This window comes from Pseudonocardia sp. HH130630-07, from assembly GCF_001698125.1.
In the GTDB taxonomy this organism is placed as follows: Bacteria; Actinomycetota; Actinomycetes; order Mycobacteriales; family Pseudonocardiaceae; genus Pseudonocardia.
In genome coordinates this window covers 3,050,439-3,068,974 of the sequence record NZ_CP013854.1, presented here as the reverse complement: position 1 = coordinate 3,068,974, position 18,536 = coordinate 3,050,439, and the positions used below count along the sequence as shown (strand labels likewise).

Sequence of the window (18,536 nt, the reverse complement as noted above, 5' to 3'; positions counted from 1 at the left end):
TCGCTGTGGGTCGCCGGTCGGTCGGTCGTCGGCGCGCGTCAGTTGCCGAACAGCAGGGCGACGCCCTCGGCGAAGGCCGAGTCGAGCAGGAACACCAGTGTCACCATGAACGTCACGAAGACGAGAACGGCGATGGTGTACTTCACCATCTGGGAGCGGTTCGGCCAGATGACCTTGCGGAGCTCGGCGACGACCTCGCGCAGGAACCGGGCGACGCGGGCGAACGGGGAGGGCTTCTTCTCCTTCGTCGCCATCGCACCGGCGCGCGTCGGGGTCGCGCGGCCCTTGGCCGGGGTGCCGCCGGAGCCGGACCGCGCCGCTCGCCGCCCGCGACGGTCGGCTGCGTTGCTCGGGCGCTCCCGCCCGGAACGCTCCGACTCGTGCTCGTCGCTCACGCGCCCTCCTGGCTGCGGACGCCCTGCCCGCTCTCGATCACGTCCCCCACTCGGGGAGGACCTGCTCTGCTTCGCCGTCCGTGCCGTCGGCCGCGCCACCGGACATCCCGATGGCCTGCGGCGTCGTGGCAGGGGTGACAGGACTTGAACCTGCAACCTGCGGTTTTGGAGACCGCTGCTCTGCCAATTGAGCTACACCCCTCTGCCCCGAACCACCCCTGAGGGCAGCGGGACGGGCACACCGATCATCCGGTGCGCCCGGCTGATCCCAGCATACGCATCCGCTCCAGCGGGTTCGCACACCGGGGTCGATCAGGCCGGCAGTGCCACCTCGGCACGCGCCCGGCCGAGCACCGTCCGCCCGTCGAAGACCGCCTTGAGATCGACGACGGCGACCCGGCGGCCCTCGGACTCCCGGACCTCGGCCACGGTGCCGGACAGCTCCACGGTGGCCCCCTCGTCGTCGTCCGGGACGACGACGGGCCGGGTGAACCGGGTGCCGTAGCTCAGCACCGCCGCGGGGTCCCCGGTCCAGGCCGTGAGGACCCGGCCGGCCAGCGCCATCGACAGCATCCCGTGCGCGATGACCCCGGGCAGCCCGGCGGCACCGGCGACCCGGTCGCTCCAGTGGATCGGGTTGAGATCACCCGAGGCGCCCGCGTAGCGGACCAGGTCGGCCCGGGTGAGCCGGACCTCCAGTGGCGGCAGCCGATCGCCCGCCTGCACGGATCCCGCGGTCACCCGGACTCCCCCGCCGGGCTGACGAGCAGCGCGTGCGTGGTGGCGACCGGCTCGCCGCCGGTGTCGGACACCTCGCACCGCAGCGTCAGCATGTGGTTGCCGGCCCGGGTGCGCAGCTCGTCGACGTGCAGCACGGTGACCAGCTCGTCACCGGCCCGGATCGGACGGTGGTAGGCGATGCGCTGGTCGCCGTGGACCATCCGGGTGTAGTCCCAGCCGAGCGCCGGGTCCTTCAGGAAGGACTCGATCACCGGCATCGTGAAGCACACCGGGAAGGTCGGCGGGGCGACGAGATCGGGGTGCCCCGCGGCTCGTGCGGCACCGACCTCGTGGAACAGCGGATCGCCGTCACCGATGGCGACGGCGAACTCGCGGATCTTCTCCCGACCGACCTGGTACGGCCCGACCGGATCGAGCGAGTGCCCGACCCAGGACTGGTCGACCACCCTCAGGACCGATTCTCGCTACGCAAGCTGCGCTCAGCGGGTCTCGCGGTGGGCGCGGTGCACGCCGCAGTTCCGGCAGAACTTCTTGATCTCGAGCCGGTCCGGGTCGTTACGCCGGTTCTTCTTGGTGATGTAGTTGCGGTTCTTGCACTCCTCGCAGGCCAGAGTGATCTTCGGCCGTACGTCCGTGGCCTTGGCCATCGCGGGTGCCTCCCAGCAGGTGTTCCATGTCGTGCGCCAGAGTGGTGACGATGGCCGGACTTGAACCGGCGACACAGCGATTATGAGCCGCTTGCTCTACCGACTGAGCTACACCGTCATGAAGGGGCTCCGCCGATCACGGCGAAGCCCCTACGAGCCCCCTTACGGAATCGAACCGTAGACCTTCTCCTTACCATGGAGACGCTCTGCCGACTGAGCTAAGGGGGCGGCAGCGGATCCGGGAGTCGCTCCGTTCACCGACCTGAAGAAGATTACACGCCGGTCCCGGGCCCCGTGGCCGGGGGGCCCGGAACCGGCGTGTGCGCAGGTCACGCCCCGTTCGGGGGACGTGTCACCAGCTCGACTTGCGGACGCCGGGGAGCGCTCCCTCGTGGGCCAGCCCGCGCAGCCGCACCCGGGACACCCCGAACTTGCGCAGGTGCCCGCGCGGGCGCCCGTCGACCGAGTCACGGTTGCGGACCCGGGTGGCACTGGCGTCGCGGGGCTGGCGGCGCAGCTCGGCCACCGCGGCGTCGCGTTCGGCCGCCGGCGTCGACGGCCGGGCGATGAGCGCCTTGAGCTCGGCACGTCGCTCGGCGTGGCGCGCGACGATCCGCTTGCGCCGCTCGTTCTTGGCGATCTGTCCGGTGGTGGCCATCAGATCCGCACCCCGTTCGCCCGGATCCGGGCGACCGCGGCGGGCACGCCGATCCGGTCCACCGTCTTGATCCCCTTGGCCGAGAGCGTCAGCCGCACCCAGCGGCCCTCCTCGGCGAACCAGTAGCGCCGGCGCTGCACGTTCGGGTCCCAGCGCCGGCTGGTCCGGCGGTGCGAGTGGGACACCGACTTCCCGAACGAGGGCTCGCGGCCGGTGAGGTCACATCGACGCGACATCGCTCACCGCCCCGCGTGCGGGTAGGGCAGCAGTGCCATCTCGCGGGCGTTGCGGATGGCCACCGCCACCTGGCGCTGCTGCTGACCGGTCAGGCCGGTCACCCGGCGCGCGCGGATCTTGCCGCGGTCGGAGACGAACGTGCGCAGCAGCGCGGCGTCCTTCCAGTCCACGTGCTCGATCCCGCGGGCGTGCAGCGGGTTCGGCTTGCGCCGCGTCGTCCGCAGCGGCTTGTCCCTGGACCTCATCAGCGCTCCTCCTTGAACTCGACGTGTGCCCGGATCCGCGGGTCGTACTTGCGCAGCACCAGCCGGTCCGGGTCGTTGCGCCGGTTCTTCCGCGTGACGTAGGTCGTGCCGGTGCCCGCGGTCGAGCGCAGCTTCACGATCGGCCGGACGTCGGTCGTCTTCGCCATCGGAACCCTCCTCTCAACATGAGAATCATTTTCGTTTACTCTACACCCGACCGTGACCGCCCGACCCCGGGAGGAAGACATGACCGAGCTGGTGGTCCTGTGCGGGACCGAGCGCGACGGGACGGAGCGCGCGATCGCGCGGATGCGGCAGCTCGACCCGGACGTCGTCGTGCTGCACCACGACCTGCGCGATCTCGGCCGGGGGCTGGTGCACCGCAGGCTGCGCGACGGTGGCCGCGACGAGCACTCCGTACTGGAGCTCGACCACGGGTGCGTGAGCTGCACGATCCGCGCGGACGTCCTGCCGACGCTGGCCGCGCTCGCCGGCGCCGTGCCCCGCGTCGTGCTGCACCTGGATCCGTGCCTGGAGCCCGAGCCGGTCTGCTGGGCGCTCGGGGCGGTGCTCGTCGACCCCGGCCGGGGCCGCGCCCCGTGCCCGGCGACCGATCTCGTGGACCTGCGCGGGGTGGTGACCGTGCTCGACCCGCAGACCTGGCTCGACGACGCCACCGGCGACGTGACGCTGCCCGAGCGGGGCCTGACGACGCTGCCCGACGACGAGCGGACGATCGCCCAGCTCGCGGTCGGGCAGGTCGAGTTCGCCGACGTGCTCGTCACCACCCGGCCGGCCGGGCCCCGGCCGGACCCGACCGTCGCCGTCCTAGACCGGCTGGCCCCCACCGCCCCGCGGCTGGACGTCGACGACGCCGACGAGCGGGTGTTCTGCACGCGGCTCGCCCCCGGTGCGCGCCGCGGGGTCCCCGGCGGGGTGCACGAACCGCTGCTGCGCGGCGCACCGTCGCTGGACGCCGACGCCGGGGTGCGCACCCTGGTGTTCTCCCAGCGGCGCCCGTTCCACCCGGACCGGTTGCACGACGCGATCGACACGCTGCTCGACGGCGTGGTGCGGGCCCGCGGCCGGGTCTGGCTGGCGACCCGGCCGGACGCCGTGCTGTGGCTGGAGAGCGCGGGCGGCGGCCTGCGGATCGCGCACGCCGGGGAGTGGCTCGACGGCGCCGGCCCGCAGGCCTGGGACGCGGCCGGAGCGGACCGGCAGGCGCTCGCCGCGCTGGCCTGGCACCCGCGGTGGGGCGACCGGGCCCAGGACCTGGTGGTCCTCTGCCACGCCGCCGACCCGGACGAGATCGACGCCGCCCTGCGCGGCGCGCTGCTCACCGACGCCGAGGTGGCCGCCGGCCAGGACGCCTGGTCCGGCCTGCCCGACCCGTTCGGCTGGGCACACGACGAGCCGTGCTCGGACCCCGAGCCGGCCCACACCGACCCGGGCACCGGGGACGGACGAGAGGGAGGCAGCTGATGGCCGTACCGAAGCGGCGGACGTCGCGGGCGAACACCCGGCACCGCCGGTCGCAGTGGAAGGCCCAGGCGCCCGACCTGGTGCCGCTCACCCTGGACGGACGGCGGCACCTGGTGCCGCGCCGGCTGGTCCCGGCCTACCGCCGCGGCCTGCTGCCCCCGCCTGCCTGAGGGGATCCCTTACCCCGGCGGCCCGGCACCGCCGCCGGGTCCCCGCCGGGAGTGCGTGACCGTCCGATGTGCCCGGCGGGGCCTCAGGGACAGCGTCGGGACCATGCTGATGAACCGGATCCCGATGGACCACCTGCAGGCGCTCGCCGAGGACCGGCGGCGCCGGCTGCACGCGGAGGCGGAACAGGACCGGCTGGCCCGGCCGTTCCGCAGGCCCCCGGTGTGGGTCAGGCTGCTGCGCCGGAGTACCGGCACCCGGGTCGGCCGGGCCGAAACCGGGGGCTGAGCGTCGGTGCGCCGTGCCACGATGCCCGGGTGTCGGTGGAACTGGAGCAGGACGGGGCGGGCGCCCCGCCCTGTCCCGGTCCGCTGCTGGGGCGCGCCGCCGAGCTGACCGCGCTGGAGGCCGATCTCGCCGCGGCCCGGGCCGGGCGGGCCGGCGCCGTGCTCGTGGCGGGCGACGCGGGGATCGGCAAGTCCCGGCTCGCCTCCGCCGTCGCCGACCGGGCCACCGCCGCCGGGATGCGGGTGCTCACCGGCCGCTGCCTGGACACCGGCGACGCGGCGCTGCCCTACCTGCCGTTCTCCGAGGTGCTCGCGGCGCTGACCGGTCCGGGGGGCGCCCGTCCCGCCGCCCGTCCCGCGCTGCGCGACCTGCTCCCGGGGCCGGCCACCGGCGAGCGCACGGTCGGCGACCAGGAGTTCGGGCGGCTGCAGGTGTTCGAGGCGGTGGCCGGCGCGCTGCGCACGGCGGCCGCCGCGGTACCCCTGCTCGTCGTCCTGGAGGACCTGCACTGGGCCGACCGCTCCACCCGGGAGCTGCTGGGCTACCTGCTGGCCCAGCTCGGGTCGCACCGGCTGGCGGTGCTGGGCACCTACCGCACCGACGACCTGCACCGGCGGCACCCGCTGCGCGCGGCGCTCGCCGAGCTCGTCCGGCTGCCCGCCGTGCGCCGGATCACGCTCGGGCCGCTGAGTGCTGCGGAGACCCTCGACCTGGTCCGCAGGCGTTCCGCCGGATCGCCGGGGCCGGCCGCACCCGCCGACGAGGCCACGCTGCGCCGGATCGCCGCCCGCAGCGAGGGCAACGCCTTCTTCGCCGAGGAGATGGTCGCCGCGGGCTCCGACGGACTGCCCGACGACCTGGCCGACGTCCTGCTGACCCGGCTGGACCGGCTGTCGGCGCCGGCCAGGGCGGTGCTGCGGGTGGCCTCGCTCGCCGAGCACCGGATCCCGCACGACCTGCTCCGGGACGCGGCGGAGCTCCCACCGGCCGAGCTGGAGGCCGGGCTGCGGGAGGCCGTGTCGCACCACGTGCTCGTCCCCGCCCGCGGCGCGGCCGGGGCGTTCGCGTTCCGGCACGCCCTGCTCCGCGAGGCCGTGCACGCCGATCTCCTGCCCGGCGAGCGGCTGCGGCTGCACGCCAGGCTGGCCGGGCTGCTGGCGGAGCGCGAGGGTGAGCCGGGTGTCGCCGCGGAGCTCGCCCGGCACGCGCTGGCCGCGCACGACCTGCCGCGGGCACTGGCCGCCTCGGTCCGGGCGGCCCGGGAGGCCGACCGGCGGCACGGCCCGGCGGAGATGCTGGTGCACGCCGAGCGGGCGCTGGAGCTGTGGCCGGCCGTCGGTGACCCGGAGCGGGTCGCCGGGATCGCGGAGAGCGTGCTGACCCGCGAGGCCGCGTGGGCGGCGAGCGCATCCGGGGACCCGGACCGCGGGGCCGCGCTCGGCGCCCGTGCCGTGCAGGTGGCCGACCTCCGGGAGGGGGTGCGGGCCCGGGCCGACGCCCGCCGTCGCTACGCGATGCGCCTGCTCGACGGCGGTTTCCGGATCGACGACGCGATCGCCGCCGTCTCCGACGCGGTGGACCTGCAGCGCACGGGGCCGCCGAGCACGGATCTGGCGTGGTCGCACGCGGTGCTGGCCCGGGCACTGCTCAGCGCCGACCGGCCGGAGCCGGCCTGGGAGCAGGCCCGGGCCGCGCTGGCCGCCGCCCGGGCGGTGCACGACAGCACACCGCCCGGCCCGGGGACCGCGGAGTTCCGTGATCTCAACGCGGTGTGCGCGGACGCGCTGGTCACGCTGGCGTTCTGCGCCCGGATGGAGAACGACCCGACGAGCGCGCGGGAGCGCCTGGCCGGCGCCGCCGCGCTGGCCGCCGCGTCCGGCAACCGGGTGGTGGAGCTGCGGACGGTCTGGAACCGCGGGGTCTCCTTCATCGAGGACGGCCTGCTCGACGCCGCGGCCGCGGAGTTCGCCGACGGCGCCCGCCGGGCCGCCGGGTACGGCCTGTCCTGGGGCGGCTACGGCCTGGAGTTCCGCGTCGCCCGGGTCCGGGTGGCGTTCCAGCGCGGCCGGTGGGACGAGGCGGCCCGGCTCGCCGGGGACGCCGACCCGGCGCTGTCGCTGCGGGTGACCGGGCTGCTGGCCGTCGCGGGGGCGCTGGTGACCGTCGGCCGGGGCGATCTCGCCGGGGCGGAGCGCCTGCTCGACGCGCTGCAGACCGAGCCGTCACCGAACGACCAGGCGGTCCTGCTGCGGGGCGTGGTCGGCGCCGAGTGCGCGCTGTGGCGCGGCGACCCGGCGCTCGCCCACCGCCGGGTCGACGCGGCCCTGGCCCTGCTGCGTCGGGAGTACCCGCACCACATGGGCGAGCTGGCGCTCTGCGCACTCGGCGCGGGCGCGCACGCCGATCTCGCCGACGCCGCACGCGCCGCCGGGGGCGCCGCCGACGAGCACCGCAGCGCGGCCGGCGGGTTCGCCGCCGCGGCCGCCGCCACCGCCCGCAACGGCGTCCCGCGCGGGACGGCGATCGGTCCGGAGGGCCGGGCCTGGCTGGCCAGGGCGCACGCCGAGGCCGCACGCGCCGCGGGCGACGCCGACCCCGCGGTGTGGGACGCCGTGGTCGACGGGTTCGCCGCGCACGGCGACGGCTACCGGGCCGCCGAGGCGCGGTGCCGACGGGCCGGGGCCCACCTGGAACGGGCCCGGCTGCGACGTACCGGCCCCGGCGACGAGACGGCGGCCGCCGGGCGCCGGGCCGCGTCCGCGGACCTCACCGAGGCCGGGGCCGAGGCCGAGCGGCTGGGCGCGGCACCGCTGGCCGCGGCCGTCGCGGCGCTCACGACCCGGGCCGGGGTCCCCGGGTCCCCGGGCCCGTCGGCGCCGGAGCCCGCGTCGCCGCTCACCCCGCGGGAGCGCACGGTGCTCGGACAGGTCGCGCTCGGGCGGACGAACCGGCTGATCGGCGAGCAGCTCTACATCAGCGAGAAGACCGTGAGCGTCCACCTGTCCCGGGCGATGGCGAAGCTCGGCGTGTCGAGCCGGACCGAGGCCGTGTCGGTGGCGCACTCCCGGGGCCTGCTCCCACCGCACGCATGATCGTCGCGTGTCCCGTCCGGTCCGCCGCTGGCCCGCCGGGGCCGTGACACGCACCACGGCCGCTCCCTAGCCTCGGTGGTGCCGCGCGCCCGCGGCAGGAGGGACGGCGACGATGCCGGACACGACCACCCCCGACCTCTCGGACCTCGACGGTTTCTGGACGGCCCCGCTCACCGAGCGGGCCGCCGGGTTCGCCGCGCTCCGGCGGGCACCCGGGATCGGCTGGTTCGAGCAGCCGCCGAGCCCGGTCCCGGACCCGGGGCCCGGCTACTACGCGCTGACCCGGCACGCCGAGGTCGTCGAGGCCAGCCGCGCCCCCGGCGTCTTCCGGTCCGGGCCGGGGGCGACCTCGGTCGCGGACATGCCGGCCCCGTTCCTCGAGTTCTTCGGCTCGATGATCAACACCGACGATCCCCGGCACGCCCGGCTGCGCCGGATCGTCTCCCGCGGGTTCACCCCGCGCCGGCTCGCCGGCCTGCAGGAGTCGATCGAGCGCCAGGCCCGCGAGATCGTCGACGACCTGCTCGCCGCCGGCGAGTGCGAGGGCGTGGAGTCGATCTCGGCCCGGCTGCCGCTCGGCACGATCTGCGAGCTGATGGGCATCCCGGCCGAGCACCACCGGTTCGTCTACGACCGCTCGAACGTCATCCTCGGCGCGGGCGACCCGGAGTACGTTCCCGACGAGAACGACATCGTCACCGCGCTGCTCACCGCGGGGGGTGAGCTGGCTGCGCTGATGCGCGAGCTGGCCGAGGCCCGGCTGGCCGAACCGACCGACGACGTCACCTCGGCGCTGGTCAACGCCGAGATCGACGGCGAGCGCCTCACCCCCGACGAGCTGGCGAGCTTCTTCATCCTGCTGGTCGTCGCGGGGAACGAGACCACCCGCAACGCCACCAGCTGGGGCCTGCAGCTGCTCACCGAGCATCCGGAGCAACGGGCCGCCTGGCTCGCCGACCTCGACGGGGTGACGCCGACGGCGATCGACGAGATCGTGCGCTGGGCCTCGCCGGTGATCTACATGCGCCGCACCCTGTCCGAGCCGGCGGTGCTCGGCGGCGTCGAGCTGCCGGCCGGGGCGAAGACGGCGTTGTTCTACTGGTCGGCCAACCGTGATCCGGAGGCGTTCCCGGGCACCGATCCCGAGGCCTTCGACGTCCTCCGCTCGCCGAACCCGCACCTGGGCTTCGGCGGGCCGGGACCGCACTTCTGCCTGGGTGCGCACCTCGCCCGGCGGCAGCTGACCGTGCTGTTCACCGAGCTCCTGCGCCGGGCACCGCGGGTCGCCGTCTCCGGGGAGCCGCGACGGCTGCGCTCGATGTTCATCAACGGCATCACCCGGCTGCCGGTCGTCGCCGACGGGGGCCGGGCCGTCGGCGGATGACACCGGCATCGGGGTGATGCGGAGGTGACCGCGGGTCATCGTGGAGGGAGCGTCCGGGTGGACCCGTCAGCCACTCGGGTGGAGTAGTCACTCCGACGATTGGCGGACACGGTCACCGGATAACAAGGTGAACACCCGACACGACAGGACGGGCAGAAGCAGGAACCGGCGGCGCGCACCGGATCCCGACGAACCCGTATCGACTCCCCGAGATCGTGGTGATCGCCATGCCAGCGCCCGCCGTCCGCATCCCGAGCCCGCGCCGTCCCGTCGACTCCGCCGTCTCCGTCCCGCCGGTCGCGGCGCCCGCCGCCCCGGTGGTTACCGGATCCCTCGTCCCCGCACCGCGCACGGCGCCGGACGGGACGACCTCCGGATCGGGCCGCCCGGCCGCACCCCGGCACGCGCTGCGCCCGCAGCCGACGGTCCCCGCCCCGCGGGCCGGGGCACCGGAACCCGGCGGCGTGCCGCGCGGGGTGCCCGGCCGGCACCGGGGCCCGGCCGGACCGACGCCCCTCGCCCGGAGCTTCGCCGTCCTGGCCCGGGCCGGGAGCCTCACCACGCTGGCCGCGATGGTCGTGCTGGCCGCCGCCGTCGTCGGGCTGGCCGACGGCTCCGCCCCGGCGGGCGACGGCACGGGCGCGTCCGAGGCCGCGGTCAGCGACGAGCGCTGACCGGCCGGCTCACCCCGGACCTGCTCAGGCGGCGTCCGACCGGCGGTCCGACGGGGCCCGCAGGACGTGGTCGACCAGCTCGGCGATCATCCGGTCGCCGCCCAGGCGGTACCCGAACTCCTCCCAGGACAGGATCTCGCGCGAGACCAGCTCGCCGACCGGGCCCGGATAGAGCCGGGTGGCCCGGAACGCGGCGGCCCGCATCCGCGTCTTCTCGTGGTGCTCCATGGGCGCCGGTGCGCTCATGCCCTCACCTCCGCGATCGGTGGACGTCTCCCGGGCGCGGGCGCCGCGCCGGGCCCCGCCCGTCCCCATGGTGACCCGCGGGCGGGGATTCGCCCGCGGACGTGCGCAGCGTCTCAGCGCGACGTCGTCACACGGCCGGCGGCGACGGCGCGGATACCGTGGCGGGTATGGCGGAACGCACGCGTGACCTGCTCTGGTCCGACGTCGAGGACATCCACGGCGCGATCCTCGCCCATCCGTTCGTCACCGGGCTGACCGACGGGACGCTCGCGCACGACGCGTTCCGGCACTACATCGTGCAGGACGCGCACTACCTGCGCGGCTACGCGAAGGCCCTGGCGGTGTGCGCCGCCAAGGCCCCCACCGACGACGACACCCTGATGTTCGCCGAGCACGCGGGCGGCGCGATCGCGGCCGAGCGTGAGCTGCACCAGGACCTGCTCGGCGGGCTGGGACTGTCCTCGCAGCAGGCGAGGACGGCGCCGGTCGCCCCGGCGACCCGTGCCTACGTCAGCTACCTGCTCGCCACCGCGCACGGCGGGTCCTACGCGGAGGGCGTCGCGGCGGTGCTGCCCTGCTACTGGATCTACGCGAAGGTCGGTGAGCACCTGGTCGGTGCGGGCTCACCGGACCCGCTCTACCAGCGCTGGATCGACATGTACGCCGGAGCGGAGTACCAGGCGGTCGTGGCGGCCGTGCTGGCGGCGACCGACCGGGCCGGTGCCGCCGCCTCGGCCGCGGAGCTCGCCCTGATGCGCGAGCACTTCACGACGACCGCCCGCTACGAGTGGATGTTCTGGGACGGCGCGCACCGGCAGGAGACCTGGCCGGTCTGACGGTCCCGGCCGGCGCCCGGGTCAGCGGGCGTCGTACCGGTCCGGGATGACCAGGTGCAGGAAGAACGACACGATCGCGACGATGATCGCGCCCCAGAAGGCCGACCAGAACCCGTCCACCACGAACGGCAGGTTCAGCAGCCCGGCCAGCCAGCCCGTCAGCATGAACATCAGGGCGTTCACGACCAGGGCGAACAGGCCCAGCGTGAGGACGTAGAGCGGGCAGCCGAGGGTGGCGACGATCGGCTTGACGACCGCGTTCACCACCCCGAACAGCAGCGCGACCCCGAGCAGCGTGCCGACCCGCAGGGCGGTGGAACCGGACCCGAGGTCGACGCCCGTCACGAGCACGGTCGCCACCCACAGCGACGCCGCGACGACGAGCGTCCGGACGACGAACGCCAGTCCTGCGCCGGCCTGGGACACCGGTCGGTCACTCATCGGTCGATCACCGCCTGTTGCACCAGCGTCTGCAGCTGGGATCGGATCGGGTACGTGCTCGAGGGCATGAGCTGGGTGAGGAACACCACGACGATGTCGTCCACCGGGTCCACCCAGAACGCGGTGGAGGCCAGCCCGCCCCAGGCGAAGGTACCCGGGTTGGCGAGCTGCTTGGACGCGGCGGGGTCCACCACGACCGAGAAGCCCAGACCGAACCCGACCCCGGCGAACGACGACTCGGAGAAGATCGGCCGGCCGACCGTGTCGAGGTCCCGGCCGCCCGGCAGATGGTTGCGGGTCGCCGCCGCGAGCGTGCGCGGGCCGAGGATCCGGACGCCGTCGAGCTCGCCGCCACGGGCGAGCATCCGGGCGAACCGCAGGTAGTCACCGGCGGTCGAGATCAGACCGCCGCCGCCGGAGAGGCAGGTCGGTTCCCGGGTGGCGGACCGGGCGAGGACCTTGTTGACGACGAACCCCCCACCGGGGCGTGCGTTGTAGAGCGTGGCGAGCCGCCCGGCCGCCGCCGAGTCCGGCGGCACCCAGAACCCGGTGTCGGCCATCCCCAGCGGACCGGTGATCTCCTCGCGGAGGAACTCGTCGAGGCGGCGCCCGGACGCGACCTCGACGACCCGGCCCAGGACGTCGGTGGCGACCGAGTAGTTCCATTCCGTCCCGGGCTGGAACAGCAGCGGGAACGACCCGAAGTGCTCGGCGGCCGTCGCCAGGTCCACCCCGGCCGGGGCACCGAACTCGAATCCCTTGGCCCGGTACATCTCGTCGACCGGGTGCGCGTGGTGGAACCCGTAGGTGAGCCCGGCGGTGTGGGTCAGCAGGTGGTGGATCCGCACCGGCTCGACGGCGGCGTCCGTGCCCGGGTTGAGTGCGGAGCCCCCGCGGTACACCCGCTGGTCGGCGAACGCCGGGATGTAGCGCGAGACCGGGTCGGTCAGCTCCAGGGCACCGCGTTCCCACAGCATCAGGGCCGCGACCGAGGTGATCGGCTTGGTCATCGAGTAGATGCGCCAGATCGTGTCGCCGGTGACCGGCGTGTGGGTGTCCACGTCCCGGTCGCCGTGGTGGGTGAGGTGCACCAGCCGGTCGTGCCGCGCCACGGCGACGGTCCAGCCCGCGAGCCTGCCGTCGTCGACGTAGCGGCGGAAGTGGTCGTCGACCCTGGCGAGGCGGGCCGGGTCGAACCCCACCTCGGCCGGGTCCGCCTCGATCTTCGGAACCGTCACCGTCCCGACCCTACCGACGGGCCGGGGCGGGCCGGGCGACCCGCGCCGGGCCCGCCCGGGTCAGGTGGCGACGAGTTCGTAACGGGCCAGCCGGTGCCCGCGCAGTGCGGGCGTGGCCCGCAGGCCGGTGGCCAGTGCCCGGGTCGTGCGCGGCAGCCGGGCGGCGACGGCGGCGGGCGGGTCGCCGGCACCGCAGGAGTCGGTCAGGCGCAGGCCCCACGGCTCCAGCTCGCGCGGGTCCTCGCAGGTCCAGTCGACGTCGACATCGCGCAGCGCCCCGGCCACCAGCCGGTCGGCGGCCGACCGGGAGAGCACGTCGGTGACCAGCACCGCGCCCGGCAGCATCCGCGCGGCGGTGAACACGATCCGCTGCACGCCCTGTTCCGGGAGCAGTGTCAGCACCTGGTCCGACACCAGCAGGTGCGGGCCGGGCAGGTCGCGGGCCAGCTCCATCCAGTCCTCGTCGAGCACGGAGCCCTCGACGAGGTGCGCCGGGCCCGGCAGCAGCTCGCGCCGCAGCGCGGCGATCTCCGGGAGCTCGACGTCGACCCAGTGCGCCGGGGCGGTGCCGCCGAGCCGCCCGGCCCGGTCGTCCAGGCCGGGGCCGAGCTCCACGACCGTGCCGTCCGGGTGCTCGGCGACGAAGGCACGGACCCAGTGGTCGAGGACCGCACCCCGCAGCAGCGTGCAGAGCGTGTCGGTGCGCCCGGGCGTGCTGCCCAGGTCGAGATCGTCCGCGAGACCTGCGGCGACCGGATCCGCCACCACCGGACGTCGGCTCCGGGCGTCGCGGGCCCGGACGGACGCGGCCGGGAGCGACGTCGACTCGATCGCCCCCAACCGCAACTGGCGTCGTTGCGTCACGGTGGTACCCCCTGGTCGCGCGAACCTACTAGCAGGCCGCCGCGCGGCCCGGACCGGGCGGTGGACGGCGGGTGCCGGGCGGCCGGTGGCGTGCGGACGGTCGGGTGGCGCCGGCCCGCCGATGACTTCCGGGCCGGCGGACGGTCAGATCATTCGGTACCCGTCCGAGCCCCGGGCCGAGAGGAGGGCGAACCGATGCCGGCGACCCCGCCGTTCCGGACCCGCACGGTCACCCTCGCACCCGGCCGGTCCCGCCCGCACGACGAGGACGAGTGGCGCGGCGCGATCGTGGTCGTCGACCAGGGGCGCATCGAGCTGCGGTGCTCGGCGGGCGGGAAGCGGACGTTCGGGGCAGGCTCCGTGCTGTGGTTCACCGGACTCGACCTCGTGCTGGTGCACAATCCCGGCCCGGCCGACGCGGTGTTCCGCGGCATCACCCGGACCGCCCCCTGACCGCCGGCGCGGCTCCACCCACCCGGTCGGGGGACCGCTGCCAGATGCCGTTACGGGTGGTCACGAGGCCCAGCTCGCCGGGATCGGCGACGCACACCCCCCGCGGCCGGTGGCTGTCCCACAGTTCCGCGTCGTCGAAGACGGCACCACAGCCGCCGAAACGACCGCAGCAGTGGGCTCGATCCGGCCCGGCCCACTCCCGGCCACAGCACGACATACGCACGACCTGCACCGGCGGAACGCTACGCGTGACCACCGACAGTGACGCCGCCTCGGTCCCGCGGGCGGTGACGGCCCGGTTCTCTACGATCGGGCCAGCCCGCAGCCCGCGGGCGGCGAGGGGGAGGTGACGATGGCTGCGCTCGCGGAGCGCCTGGTCGACCGGCGGCTGGGATTCACCCGCGCCGCGCCGTACGTGCGCGAGCGGGACCTTCGGGTCCCGCTGTCCGACGGTGTCGTGCTGCTCGCGGACCTCTACCGCGCGCCCGGCCCGGTCGAACCCCGCCCCACGGTGCTGATGCGCACGCCCTACGGCCGCGGTGGCCTGGGCGCGATCACCGGGTCCCTGCTGGCCCGGCGCGGGTTCCAGGTGCTGGTGCAGTCGACCCGAGGGACGTTCGGCTCCGGCGGGCAGTTCCGGCCGTTCCTGCACGAGAGCCCGGACGGCCTGGACACCCTGGCCTGGGTGCGCGAACAGGCGTGGTCCGACGGCCGGGTGTCGACCGCCGGGCCGAGCTACGTCGGGCACACCCAGTGGGCGATCGCGCCGTACGCCGATCCCGGCCTGTGCTCGATGAACGCCGACATCACGGCGTCGGAGTTCACCAGCACGTTCTACCCGGGCGGCGCTCCCGGCCTGCTCAACCTGGCGAGCTGGGTCAACCAGATCGGCCGGCAGGAGCGGCTCGGCGCCGTCACCGGCTTCCTCGCGACCCCGGTGTTCAGCCGGCGCAAGCGCCGCGCCGTGGCCTCGCTGCCGCTGCAGGCCGCCGACGTCGCGCTGACCGGGGCCCCGGTCGTCTTCTGGCGGGACTTCGTCGAGCAGGCCGAGCAGCCCCGCGAGTTCTGGGCACCCGCCGAGCACGACGGTTTCGACGCCGCCGCGATGCCACCGGTCTGCATGGTCACCGGCTGGTGGGACCTGTTCCTGGACCGGCAGGTCGTCGACTTCACCGCGCTGCAGCGCGGCGGGGCGACCGCACGGCTCACGATCGGGCCCTGGAGCCACGGCGACCGCAGGTCGCTACCGACCATCGCGCACGAGATGGTGCACTGAGCCTTTTTCAACCTGCCGTTCCGGCAGCTCAGGGGCCTGGTTGTGTGGGTGCAGACGCCGAGCTGGCGAGCCGGTGACCTGTGCAGCTGTGGTCAGAGCAGTTGCGCTGCAACCTTCGCGATCTCCTGACGCAGAAGCTCGCTGGTCAGGTTGAAAAAGGCTCACTGGCTCGGCGTCCACCTGCGGGGCGAGGAGCACGACGGCCGGGCGCCGGTCCGTGCCTACGTCCAGCACGCCGACCGCTGGACCGACCTGCCGTGCTGGCCACCGCCGGACGCGCAGCCGACCGAGTGGTACCTGGCCCCCGGCGGCCGGCTGCGCGGTGACTCCGCGGGCGTCCGCGGGGTGGACACGTTCGTCTACGACCCGGCGGACCCGACACCCACCGTCGGCGGGCCGATGCTGCAACCCCCGGCGAAGCAGCTCGACAACCGCGCCGTCGAGGGCCGTGACGACGTGCTGGTCTACACCGGTCCGCCGGTGGACACCGACGTCGACCTGCTCGGCCCGGTCTCCGCGGTGGTCTACGTCCGGACCGACTCCGGCGAGGGCGACGTGTTCGTCCGGGTGTGCGACGTCGCCCCGGACGGGACGTCGCTCAACATCACCGACGCGATGCACCGCCTGGTGCCGGGCCGGGAGGCGACCGCGCCGGACGGGACCACGGTCGTCCGGATGGCGCTGAGCCCGACCGGGTACCGGGTGCGGGCCGGACACCGGATACGGGTGCAGGTCGCTGCGGCGGCGTTCCCGCGATTCGCCCGGAACCACGGATCGGGCGAGCGAATGGCGGCGGCCGTCACCGGCCGGCAGATCCGTTACGAGATCCGGTACGGACCGGACCACCCCTCGCACGTGGTACTCCCCTATCACCCCTGACACACCGAAACGGCCGACCGATTCCGGGAAGACAGTCCCGGAATCGGTCGGCCGACGGGTGGAGCGAGGTCAGTCCTGGACGTTGACCTGCTCGGTCTTGCCCGGCGAGCACTCCGAGGAGCTCGGGGCGTCCTCACCGTTGACGGCCTGGCCGCCGAGGATGCCCAGGACGCTGGCGGCGACGTCGGCGCCGTTCAGCGAGCAGGACAGCACGTTGGCGTTGTTCAGCGCGTTCACGTCGCCGATGTTCACCAGGCCGGACTGCGCCGAGTCACGCGACTCGTCGATGTTGTTGATCTGGTCGGCGTTGACGACCTTCTTGTCGCCGTGCTTGTGGCCGTCCCCCCCGGCGTCACCGGCGAACGCCAGCGGCGAGATGGCGAGCAGTCCGGCGGTGACACCGGCGGTGACGATTCCAGCCTTCTTCAGCACAGTATTTCTCTCCGTTGTGTACGGGTCCGTTCTGGACCGGCGTGTTCGGCGTGGGTTCGGGAGCCCCGCCGATGCACAGAACGCTATCGCCCCGATCCCCGATTCAGCGAACTTTCTACCACCATTGGACCAGCAACATTACTTAATGCGAGGATACTGCTCTCTTCCGGCATTCCGGCCGCGAATGCAACGACCCCTCCCGGCCGCGGACCACGACCGTCGGTCACCACAGTGGACCCGAACGGACGCGCAACCTTCGCCCCGGACACGCTCGGTGAGACCGTCTTCCGACCTGATCGGGTTGGCATCACCCTCACACACCCCGGAGTCTCCGCGTACGACACGAAACGGAGCCGTCCGGTGCCGTCGGGACCCGACCGGGGTACGTCGCCCAGCGCGGGCCGCTCACGCGTACGTGGGACACCCGACGGCCCCACCGCCCCCGCCGCCCCACGACGAGCCGGCCGCCGAGCAGGACGGTGTGCGTCCTCCCGGATCGCTGACCAGGTCAGCGATCCGGCCGCCGGAGCGCCCGGCTCGCTCACCGGGCCCGGCGGTCCGTCCCCACTCCGGTCCCATCCCGATCCGATCTCGCCCCTGCCCTACCCCCGCCCGACTCCGGCCAGCGGATGACATGCCTTGACAGGCATATACTGTTCACGGCATGTTCGTCCGGTGCGCGATGTCTTCGACGTGCTCGCCGATCCCACCCGGCGGGCCATCCTCGACGAGCTCCGGCGACGTGACGGATGCGTCGTCGGGGCGCTCGTCGACGCCCTGGAGATCAGCCAGCCCGCCGTCTCGAAGCATCTGCGGGTGCTGCGCGACATGGAGCTGGTCGAGGTGGTGACGGAGTCACAGCAACGCCGCTACCTGCTGCGCCCCGGCGGACTGGCGGAAGCCGAGGCGTGGCTCGCGCCGCACCGGGCGTACTGGACCGACCGGTTCGACGATCTCGGCGCACACCTGGACGCCACCCACCCCCGCGGAGAGGACACCCCATGAGCACCGACGTCCGAGTCGAACGCGGTCCCGCCGGGACCGTCCTGCACGTCACCCGCCGGTATCCGCACTCCGTCGACCGGGTCTGGGCCGCCCTGACCGAGCCGGACCGGTTGAGCCGGTGGTTCCCGTGCGAGGTCGAGGCGGACGTCCGCGTCGGGGGGCTGATCACCTTCCGGTTCGGTCCCGACGACGTCGACACCGCGGAGATCACCGAGCTGGACCCGCCCCGGGTGCTGGCCTTCCTCTGGTCCGGTGAACACCTGCGCTGGACGCTCACCCCGGACGGCGACGGCTGCACGCTGCACCTGGCCAATCCGGTCGCCGACCCGGGGTGGACGGCCAACACCGCCGCCGGGTGGGACCGCTGCTTCGGTGCGCTCACCGCCGTCCTGGGCGGAGGTCCGGTCCCGGTGCACCGCGGCCCCGACGAGGCGCTCACCGAGCACTACCGGACGGTCCTCGCGCCGTAGCGTGCCGGGATGGGAATCAGCTGGGCGGCACTGACGATCGACGCACACGATCCGGCGGCCTGCGCCCGCTGGTGGGCCGAGACCCTCGGCGGTGAGCTGTGCGAACCGAATCCGCACGGCGTCGAGGTCCGTCCGCCGGGGGGCGCGGGCCCGAGCCTGTTCTTCGTCCCGGGCGCAGCGGACAAGCGCGGCAAGAACCGGCTCCACCTCGACCTGCTGACGCCGGACCCGGCCGCGACGCTCGCGTGGCTGGAACGACGCGGTGCGCGCCGGGTGGACATCGGGCAGGGCGACGCCCCCGGCTGGTCGGTCCTCCGCGACCCGGAGGGCAACGAGTTCTGCCTGCTGGAACCGGCCGGGCAGTGATCTCCGAGCAGAGCGC

At 74.5% G+C, this 18,536-nt stretch carries 27 protein-coding genes and 3 tRNA genes; 13 read left to right on the top strand and 17 right to left on the bottom strand.

Annotation, left to right across the window (positions count from 1 at the left end):
• Nucleotides 1–38: 38 nt before the first annotated feature.
• From secE to rpmG (AFB00_RS14850), 11 genes are all read right to left on the bottom strand, one after another.
• A complete protein-coding gene (gene secE, locus AFB00_RS14900) occupies nucleotides 39–395 on the bottom strand; it encodes a preprotein translocase subunit SecE (RefSeq protein ID WP_068797740.1) in 357 nt (118 codons plus the stop codon).
• 126 nt (nucleotides 396–521) lie between these two features.
• Nucleotides 522–597: transfer RNA gene (locus AFB00_RS14895), tRNA-Trp, on the bottom strand.
• A gap of 110 nt (nucleotides 598–707) precedes the next feature.
• On the bottom strand, nucleotides 708–1,136 hold the full coding sequence (locus AFB00_RS14890) for a MaoC/PaaZ C-terminal domain-containing protein (RefSeq protein WP_068797739.1): 429 nt from the start codon (nucleotides 1,134–1,136) through the stop codon (nucleotides 708–710).
• A complete protein-coding gene (locus tag AFB00_RS14885; RefSeq protein ID WP_068797738.1) occupies nucleotides 1,133–1,582 on the bottom strand; it encodes a MaoC family dehydratase N-terminal domain-containing protein in 450 nt (149 codons plus the stop codon). The genes AFB00_RS14890 and AFB00_RS14885 overlap by 4 nt, the downstream gene beginning before the upstream one ends.
• A 33-nt stretch (nucleotides 1,583–1,615) precedes the next feature.
• The gene (gene rpmG, locus AFB00_RS14880; RefSeq protein ID WP_068797737.1) at nucleotides 1,616–1,783 is read right to left on the bottom strand and encodes a 50S ribosomal protein L33; all 168 of its coding nucleotides are present in this window, start codon (nucleotides 1,781–1,783) and stop codon (nucleotides 1,616–1,618) included.
• Between the two features lie 42 nt (nucleotides 1,784–1,825).
• Nucleotides 1,826–1,901, bottom strand: a tRNA-Met gene (locus tag AFB00_RS14875).
• Between the two features lie 37 nt (nucleotides 1,902–1,938).
• Nucleotides 1,939–2,011: transfer RNA gene (locus AFB00_RS14870), tRNA-Thr, on the bottom strand.
• A 124-nt stretch (nucleotides 2,012–2,135) separates the two neighbouring features.
• Nucleotides 2,136–2,441 carry a 30S ribosomal protein S14 gene (rpsN, locus tag AFB00_RS14865; protein WP_068797736.1) on the bottom strand — a complete coding sequence of 102 codons (306 nt, stop codon included), beginning with the start codon at nucleotides 2,439–2,441 and terminating at the stop codon, nucleotides 2,136–2,138.
• Nucleotides 2,441–2,677 (bottom strand): 50S ribosomal protein L28, encoded by a 237-nt coding sequence (gene rpmB / locus AFB00_RS14860; protein ID WP_068797735.1) that lies wholly within the window; start codon nucleotides 2,675–2,677, stop codon nucleotides 2,441–2,443. Before rpmB ends, rpsN begins: the two co-directional genes overlap by 1 nt.
• A gap of 3 nt (nucleotides 2,678–2,680) precedes the next feature.
• The gene (gene rpsR / locus AFB00_RS14855) at nucleotides 2,681–2,923 is read right to left on the bottom strand and encodes a 30S ribosomal protein S18 (protein WP_068797734.1); all 243 of its coding nucleotides are present in this window, start codon (nucleotides 2,921–2,923) and stop codon (nucleotides 2,681–2,683) included.
• Nucleotides 2,923–3,090, bottom strand: coding sequence for a 50S ribosomal protein L33 (rpmG, locus tag AFB00_RS14850; protein ID WP_068797733.1), 168 nt, complete (start codon nucleotides 3,088–3,090; stop codon nucleotides 2,923–2,925). The genes rpsR and rpmG (AFB00_RS14850) overlap by 1 nt, the downstream gene beginning before the upstream one ends.
• A 79-nt stretch (nucleotides 3,091–3,169) precedes the next feature.
• On the opposite strand from rpmG (AFB00_RS14850), the gene mrf reads away from it, so the two are divergent.
• The 6 genes from mrf (at nucleotide 3,170) to AFB00_RS14820 (ending at nucleotide 10,014) form a co-directional block, all read left to right on the top strand.
• The gene (mrf, locus tag AFB00_RS14845; RefSeq protein WP_068797732.1) at nucleotides 3,170–4,408 is read left to right on the top strand and encodes a ribosome hibernation factor-recruiting GTPase MRF; all 1,239 of its coding nucleotides are present in this window, start codon (nucleotides 3,170–3,172) and stop codon (nucleotides 4,406–4,408) included.
• Nucleotides 4,408–4,578, top strand: a complete 171-nt coding sequence (gene rpmF / locus AFB00_RS14840) for a 50S ribosomal protein L32 (protein WP_068797731.1) — start codon at nucleotides 4,408–4,410, stop codon at nucleotides 4,576–4,578. The genes mrf and rpmF overlap by 1 nt, the downstream gene beginning before the upstream one ends.
• A 103-nt stretch (nucleotides 4,579–4,681) precedes the next feature.
• Entirely contained in the window at nucleotides 4,682–4,864 is a 183-nt protein-coding gene (locus AFB00_RS33260) for a hypothetical protein (protein ID WP_068797730.1), read from the top strand.
• A gap of 29 nt (nucleotides 4,865–4,893) precedes the next feature.
• A complete protein-coding gene (locus AFB00_RS14830; protein ID WP_197519863.1) occupies nucleotides 4,894–7,956 on the top strand; it encodes a helix-turn-helix transcriptional regulator in 3,063 nt (1,020 codons plus the stop codon).
• Between the two features lie 112 nt (nucleotides 7,957–8,068).
• A complete protein-coding gene (locus tag AFB00_RS14825) occupies nucleotides 8,069–9,340 on the top strand; it encodes a cytochrome P450 (protein ID WP_068797729.1) in 1,272 nt (423 codons plus the stop codon).
• A 227-nt stretch (nucleotides 9,341–9,567) separates the two neighbouring features.
• Nucleotides 9,568–10,014 carry a hypothetical protein gene (locus AFB00_RS14820; protein ID WP_156819543.1) on the top strand — a complete coding sequence of 149 codons (447 nt, stop codon included), beginning with the start codon at nucleotides 9,568–9,570 and terminating at the stop codon, nucleotides 10,012–10,014.
• A 24-nt stretch (nucleotides 10,015–10,038) separates the two neighbouring features.
• Here the strand turns inward: AFB00_RS14820 and AFB00_RS14815 are convergent, their stop codons facing one another.
• Entirely contained in the window at nucleotides 10,039–10,260 is a 222-nt protein-coding gene (locus AFB00_RS14815) for a hypothetical protein (protein WP_231974390.1), read from the bottom strand.
• Nucleotides 10,261–10,427: 167 nt separating this feature from the next.
• Here AFB00_RS14815 and tenA point away from each other — a divergent pair, with 167 nt between their 5' ends.
• Entirely contained in the window at nucleotides 10,428–11,096 is a 669-nt protein-coding gene (gene tenA, locus AFB00_RS14810; protein WP_068797726.1) for a thiaminase II, read from the top strand.
• A 21-nt stretch (nucleotides 11,097–11,117) separates the two neighbouring features.
• Here tenA and AFB00_RS14805 read toward each other — a convergent pair whose 3' ends face one another.
• Genes AFB00_RS14805 through AFB00_RS14795 form a run of 3 tightly spaced genes read right to left on the bottom strand, consistent with a single transcriptional unit; the run spans nucleotide 11,118 to nucleotide 13,540 of the window.
• Nucleotides 11,118–11,537: a phage holin family protein gene (locus tag AFB00_RS14805; protein ID WP_197519862.1), complete on the bottom strand. Its 420-nt coding sequence runs from the start codon at nucleotides 11,535–11,537 to the stop codon at nucleotides 11,118–11,120.
• On the bottom strand, nucleotides 11,534–12,775 hold the full coding sequence (locus tag AFB00_RS14800; RefSeq protein ID WP_068797725.1) for a serine hydrolase domain-containing protein: 1,242 nt from the start codon (nucleotides 12,773–12,775) through the stop codon (nucleotides 11,534–11,536). The genes AFB00_RS14805 and AFB00_RS14800 overlap by 4 nt, the downstream gene beginning before the upstream one ends.
• Before the next feature lie 60 nt (nucleotides 12,776–12,835).
• Entirely contained in the window at nucleotides 12,836–13,540 is a 705-nt protein-coding gene (locus AFB00_RS14795) for a class I SAM-dependent methyltransferase (protein ID WP_197519861.1), read from the bottom strand.
• 294 nt (nucleotides 13,541–13,834) lie between these two features.
• Here AFB00_RS14795 and AFB00_RS14790 point away from each other — a divergent pair, with 294 nt between their 5' ends.
• Nucleotides 13,835–14,092, top strand: coding sequence for a hypothetical protein (locus AFB00_RS14790; RefSeq protein WP_068797723.1), 258 nt, complete (start codon nucleotides 13,835–13,837; stop codon nucleotides 14,090–14,092).
• Here the strand turns inward: AFB00_RS14790 and AFB00_RS36220 are convergent.
• On the bottom strand, nucleotides 14,073–14,309 hold the full coding sequence (locus AFB00_RS36220) for an FDXHR family putative zinc-binding protein (RefSeq protein ID WP_442965870.1): 237 nt from the start codon (nucleotides 14,307–14,309) through the stop codon (nucleotides 14,073–14,075). The two genes, AFB00_RS14790 and AFB00_RS36220, sit on opposite strands and share 20 nt — an antisense overlap.
• Nucleotides 14,310–14,444: 135 nt before the next feature.
• Between AFB00_RS36220 and AFB00_RS14785 the strand changes: the two genes are divergently transcribed.
• Complete coding sequence (locus AFB00_RS14785) at nucleotides 14,445–15,368, top strand: CocE/NonD family hydrolase (RefSeq protein WP_068797722.1); 924 nt, start codon at nucleotides 14,445–14,447, stop codon at nucleotides 15,366–15,368.
• A 150-nt stretch (nucleotides 15,369–15,518) separates the two neighbouring features.
• Complete coding sequence (locus tag AFB00_RS14780; protein ID WP_068797721.1) at nucleotides 15,519–16,247, top strand: CocE/NonD family hydrolase; 729 nt, start codon at nucleotides 15,519–15,521, stop codon at nucleotides 16,245–16,247.
• Nucleotides 16,248–16,316: 69 nt separating this feature from the next.
• Here AFB00_RS14780 and AFB00_RS14775 read toward each other — a convergent pair whose 3' ends face one another.
• Entirely contained in the window at nucleotides 16,317–16,679 is a 363-nt protein-coding gene (locus AFB00_RS14775; RefSeq protein ID WP_068797720.1) for a hypothetical protein, read from the bottom strand.
• Nucleotides 16,680–17,354: 675 nt separating this feature from the next.
• Between AFB00_RS14775 and AFB00_RS14770 the strand changes: the two genes are divergently transcribed.
• Genes AFB00_RS14770 through AFB00_RS14760 form a run of 3 tightly spaced genes read left to right on the top strand, consistent with a single transcriptional unit; the run spans nucleotide 17,355 to nucleotide 18,520 of the window.
• Nucleotides 17,355–17,684: an ArsR/SmtB family transcription factor gene (locus AFB00_RS14770; protein ID WP_068797719.1), complete on the top strand. Its 330-nt coding sequence runs from the start codon at nucleotides 17,355–17,357 to the stop codon at nucleotides 17,682–17,684.
• Complete coding sequence (locus AFB00_RS14765; protein WP_068797718.1) at nucleotides 17,681–18,154, top strand: SRPBCC family protein; 474 nt, start codon at nucleotides 17,681–17,683, stop codon at nucleotides 18,152–18,154. Before AFB00_RS14770 ends, AFB00_RS14765 begins: the two co-directional genes overlap by 4 nt.
• A 9-nt stretch (nucleotides 18,155–18,163) precedes the next feature.
• Nucleotides 18,164–18,520, top strand: a complete 357-nt coding sequence (locus AFB00_RS14760) for a VOC family protein (protein WP_068797717.1) — start codon at nucleotides 18,164–18,166, stop codon at nucleotides 18,518–18,520.
• Nucleotides 18,521–18,536: the final 16 nt, after the last annotated feature.

Coding starts and splice junctions, on each gene's coding strand:
- rpmG (WP_068797737.1), bottom strand. CDS start 1,783: ATGGCCAAGGCCACGGACGTACGGCCGAAGATCACTCTGGCCTGCGAG.
- rpsN (WP_068797736.1), bottom strand. CDS start 2,441: ATGGCCACCACCGGACAGATCGCCAAGAACGAGCGGCGCAAGCGGATC.
- rpmB (WP_068797735.1), bottom strand. CDS start 2,677: ATGTCGCGTCGATGTGACCTCACCGGCCGCGAGCCCTCGTTCGGGAAG.
- rpsR (WP_068797734.1), bottom strand. CDS start 2,923: ATGAGGTCCAGGGACAAGCCGCTGCGGACGACGCGGCGCAAGCCGAAC.
- rpmG (WP_068797733.1), bottom strand. CDS start 3,090: ATGGCGAAGACGACCGACGTCCGGCCGATCGTGAAGCTGCGCTCGACC.
- mrf (WP_068797732.1), top strand. CDS start 3,170: ATGACCGAGCTGGTGGTCCTGTGCGGGACCGAGCGCGACGGGACGGAG.
- rpmF (WP_068797731.1), top strand. CDS start 4,408: ATGGCCGTACCGAAGCGGCGGACGTCGCGGGCGAACACCCGGCACCGC.
- AFB00_RS33260 (WP_068797730.1), top strand. CDS start 4,682: ATGCTGATGAACCGGATCCCGATGGACCACCTGCAGGCGCTCGCCGAG.
- AFB00_RS14825 (WP_068797729.1), top strand. CDS start 8,069: ATGCCGGACACGACCACCCCCGACCTCTCGGACCTCGACGGTTTCTGG.
- AFB00_RS14820 (WP_156819543.1), top strand. CDS start 9,568: ATGCCAGCGCCCGCCGTCCGCATCCCGAGCCCGCGCCGTCCCGTCGAC.
- AFB00_RS14815 (WP_231974390.1), bottom strand. CDS start 10,260: ATGAGCGCACCGGCGCCCATGGAGCACCACGAGAAGACGCGGATGCGG.
- tenA (WP_068797726.1), top strand. CDS start 10,428: ATGGCGGAACGCACGCGTGACCTGCTCTGGTCCGACGTCGAGGACATC.
- AFB00_RS14805 (WP_197519862.1), bottom strand. CDS start 11,537: ATGAGTGACCGACCGGTGTCCCAGGCCGGCGCAGGACTGGCGTTCGTC.
- AFB00_RS14790 (WP_068797723.1), top strand. CDS start 13,835: ATGCCGGCGACCCCGCCGTTCCGGACCCGCACGGTCACCCTCGCACCC.
- AFB00_RS36220 (WP_442965870.1), bottom strand. CDS start 14,309: ATGTCGTGCTGTGGCCGGGAGTGGGCCGGGCCGGATCGAGCCCACTGC.
- AFB00_RS14785 (WP_068797722.1), top strand. CDS start 14,445: ATGGCTGCGCTCGCGGAGCGCCTGGTCGACCGGCGGCTGGGATTCACC.
- AFB00_RS14765 (WP_068797718.1), top strand. CDS start 17,681: ATGAGCACCGACGTCCGAGTCGAACGCGGTCCCGCCGGGACCGTCCTG.
- AFB00_RS14760 (WP_068797717.1), top strand. CDS start 18,164: ATGGGAATCAGCTGGGCGGCACTGACGATCGACGCACACGATCCGGCG.